The organism is Actibacterium sp. (genome assembly GCF_041584535.1).
Classification (GTDB): Bacteria; Pseudomonadota; Alphaproteobacteria; order Rhodobacterales; family Rhodobacteraceae; genus Actibacterium_D.
This window is the reverse complement of sequence record NZ_JBFHDW010000268.1, coordinates 1-3,543: the sequence shown is the minus strand read 5'-3', so window position 1 is coordinate 3,543 and position 3,543 is coordinate 1. Positions and strand designations below refer to the sequence as shown.

Genomic DNA, 3,543 nt, shown 5'->3' with positions numbered 1-3,543 from the left:
TGGAACGCGTCGGCGCCAGGTCTTGGGCGCCTATCGACGTGAAAACCGCGCTCGACGCCCGCGACCGCGCCGCTTGTGGCCCGGTTTGCCCGCCGCAGGGCCTGTATCTGGCCCGCGTCGGCTATCCCCAAGATCCGTTTTCCTGACCTTCAGGCACAATGATATATCCAAGGTGCGACATTTTGACTTGTTCGTTGCACTTGCAACAATTATACGAAGTCACAGATCAGACCCCGGAGGACGCCGCGATGGACCAGCAGATCCAAGCCAATACCACGATGAAACACGTGCAGCCCGACAGCAATTACATGTCCGGCTTTGGCAATGATTTCGAGACCGAGGCCCTGCCCGGCGCCCTGCCCCAAGGCATGAACAGCCCGCAGAAATGCAATTACGGTCTTTATGCCGAACAGCTGTCCGGCACCGCCTTTACCGCGCCGCGCGGTCAGAACGAACGCACATGGTGCTATCGCATCCGCCCGTCGGTCAAGCACACCGGGCGCTTTGCCAAGATCGACGTGCCTTATTGGAAATCGGCACCCTGCGTTGATCCCGATGTCATCAGCCTTGGCCAATACCGCTGGGACCCGGTGCCGCATTCGGATGCGCCGCTGACATGGATCAGCGGCATGCGCACCATGACCACGGCGGGGGATGTGAACACTCAGGTCGGGATGGCGACGCATATCTATCTGGTGACCGAGTCGATGCAGGACGAATATTTCTTCTCGGCCGACAGTGAACTGCTGGTCGTGCCGCAGGAGGGCCGCTTGCGGTTCTCGACCGAGCTGGGGGTGATCGACGTCGAACCGAAAGAGATCGCCATGCTGCCGCGTGGTCTGGTCTACCGGGTCGAGGTTCTGGAAGGCCCGGCGCGCGGCTTTGTCTGCGAAAACTACGGCCAGAAATTCGACCTGCCCGGTCGTGGCCCGATCGGCGCCAACTGTCTGGCCAACCCGCGCGATTTCAAGACCCCCGTCGCCGCCTATGAGGACCGCGATGCCTCAAGCCGGGTTGTCATCAAATGGTGTGGCCAGTTCCACGAGACCTTTATCGACCATTCGCCGCTGGACGTGGTGGCATGGCACGGCAATTACGCACCGTTCAAATACGACCTGCGCACCTTCAGCCCGGTGGGCGCGGTGCTGTTCGATCACCCGGATCCGTCGATCTTTACCGTGCTCACCGCCCCCTCGGGCGTGCCCGGCACCGCCAATATCGACTTTGTGCTGTTCCGCGAGCGCTGGATGGTGGCCGAGAACACCTTCCGCCCGCCGTGGTATCACAAGAACATCATGTCCGAGCTGATGGGCAACATCTATGGCATCTACGACGCCAAGCCCGAGGGCTTTATCCCCGGCGGCACCAGCCTGCATAACATGATGCTGCCGCACGGGCCGGACCGCGACGCGTTTGAGGGCGCCAGCAACGAACTGATGCAGCCGCATTTTCTGGACAACACCATGTCCTTCATGTTTGAAACCCGGTTCCCGCAGCATCTGACGCCTTTTGCAGCGACCGAAGCGCCGCTGCAGGACAATTACGTTGACTGCTGGGACGCGCTGGAAAAGAAATTCGACGGCACGCCCGGAACGAAATAACCAAGAAAGACACGCCATGCCCTTGCTTAAATCCTGGATCGACAGCGCCAATTCGGCGACCAGCCCGTTTCCGCTGAACAATCTGCCCTATGGCGTGTTCTCGGTGGCTGGCGGTGAAAGCCACTGCGGCGTTGCTATTGGCGACATGATTTTGGATGTCACCAAACTGGAAGAAGACGGGGTTCTGTCGCCCGGTGACAGCCCGGTTTTCGACGTGCCCTATTGGAATGACTTCATGGAGCTTGGCCCGCAGGTCTGGGCCGATTTCCGCGCGCAACTGACCGCTCTGCTGGCCGAGGGTGCCGATGCCCAAGCCCGCGCCGCGGTTCAGGCGGCACTGGTGCCGATGGCGGATGCGATGATGGAAATGCCGTTTGCCGTGTCGGAATACACCGATTTCTACGCGGGCCGGAACCACGCCTATAATGTCGGCTGCATGTTCCGCGACCCGGAAAATGCCTTGCCGCCCAACTGGTTGCACATTCCGATCGGCTATAACGGCCGCGCCAGCTCGGTCATTGTCAGCGGCACCGATGTGCGCCGCCCGTGGGGCCAGTTGAAATCGCCCGATCAGCCCCGGCCCGCCTTTCTGCCATCGCGGCGCTTTGACATCGAGCTTGAGATCGGCGCGATTGTCGGTCAGTCCTCGGATTGGCCCGTGACGGTGGACGAGGCCAACCAGATGATCTTTGGCTATGTGCTGCTGAATGACTGGTCGGCACGCGACATTCAGGCGTGGGAATACCAGCCGCTGGGCCCGTTTCAGGCCAAGGCCACCGCCACCTCGATCAGCCCGTGGATCGTGACCCGCGCCGCACTGGAGCCGTTCGCCTGCGACACGCCCGAGCGCGAATTCGAACTGCTGCCGCATCTGCGCGACACCGGCCCGATGCTGTATGACATCGACCTCAGCGTATCGCTGGCCCCGGCGGGCAAACCGGCCTCGACCATCACCCGCACCAATTACCGCGAGATGTATTATTCGGCGGCCCAGCAACTGGCGCATCACACCACATCGGGCTGTGCGATGAATGTCGGCGACCTTCTGGGCTCGGGCACGATCTCGGGGCCGACCAAGGACAGCCGTGGGTCACTGCTGGAACTCAGCTGGGGCGGGAAAGAGCCGTTCACCCTTGCCAGCGGTGAAACCCGCAGCTTTGTCGAAGATGGCGATACCCTGACCCTGCACGGCACCTGCCACGGTGACGGCTATTCCATCGGCTTTGGCGATTGCACCGGTCAGGTGATCCCGGCGCTGAAAGACCCTTACGCGCGCTGACCCCAGCGCCCTGAAACGACAAAGCCCCGGCAATGACCGGGGCTTTTTTCATGCGACGCGGCGGCCGGGGTTCAGAAATCCAGACCCAGATCCAGCGTTTTCACCGAATGGGTCAGCGCCCCGGACGAGATGTAATCGACCCCCGTCGCGGCAACCTCGGCGATGCGCGGCAGTTTCATGTTGCCCGAGGCCTCAAGCACCAGACGCCCCTGCACCATCTTGACCGCCTCGGCCAGCGTCGGCGTGTCCATGTTGTCCAGCAGCACCACGTCGGCGCCGCCGGTGGTCAGAACCTCGTCCAGCTGGTCCAGACGATCAACCTCGATCTCGACCCGCACCATATGCGAGGCCACGGCCTTGGCCGATTCCAGCACTGCGCGCACCCCGCCCGCCGCCGCGATGTGGTTGTCCTTGATCAGGATCGCGTCCGACAGGCCAAAGCGGTGGTTGAACCCGCCGCCATGCAGCACCGCCAGCTTTTCGACGATCCGCAGGCCCGGCGTGGTCTTGCGGGTGCAGGTGATGCGGGTCTTGGTGCCCTTGGTTTCGGCCACAAAGGCCGCCGTCATTGTCGCGATGCCGGTCAGACGCCCGGCAAAGTTCAGCGCCACGCGTTCGGCCGACAGGATCGACGCGGCGGGGCCGGAAATCTCCATCAGCGTC

General features: G+C 62.4%; 3 protein-coding genes and 1 pseudogene. 3 read left to right on the top strand and 1 reads right to left on the bottom strand.

Annotated features, from left to right (window positions below):
• From ABYW26_RS12045 to fahA, 3 genes and pseudogenes are all read left to right on the top strand, one after another.
• Positions 1-146: pseudogene (locus tag ABYW26_RS12045) on the top strand (tRNA pseudouridine(38-40) synthase TruA); the annotation flags it as partial.
• Positions 147-248: 102 nt separating this feature from the next.
• The gene (gene hmgA, locus ABYW26_RS12040) at positions 249-1,601 is read left to right on the top strand and encodes a homogentisate 1,2-dioxygenase (RefSeq protein WP_372605145.1); all 1,353 of its coding nucleotides are present in this window, start codon (positions 249-251) and stop codon (positions 1,599-1,601) included.
• A gap of 16 nt (positions 1,602-1,617) precedes the next feature.
• Entirely contained in the window at positions 1,618-2,880 is a 1,263-nt protein-coding gene (fahA, locus tag ABYW26_RS12035) for a fumarylacetoacetase (RefSeq protein WP_372605144.1), read from the top strand.
• A gap of 71 nt (positions 2,881-2,951) precedes the next feature.
• On the opposite strand, the gene nadC is transcribed toward fahA, so the two are convergent.
• The coding region (nadC, locus tag ABYW26_RS12030; protein WP_372605143.1) for a carboxylating nicotinate-nucleotide diphosphorylase at positions 2,952-3,543 on the bottom strand (592 nt) is incomplete at its 5' end.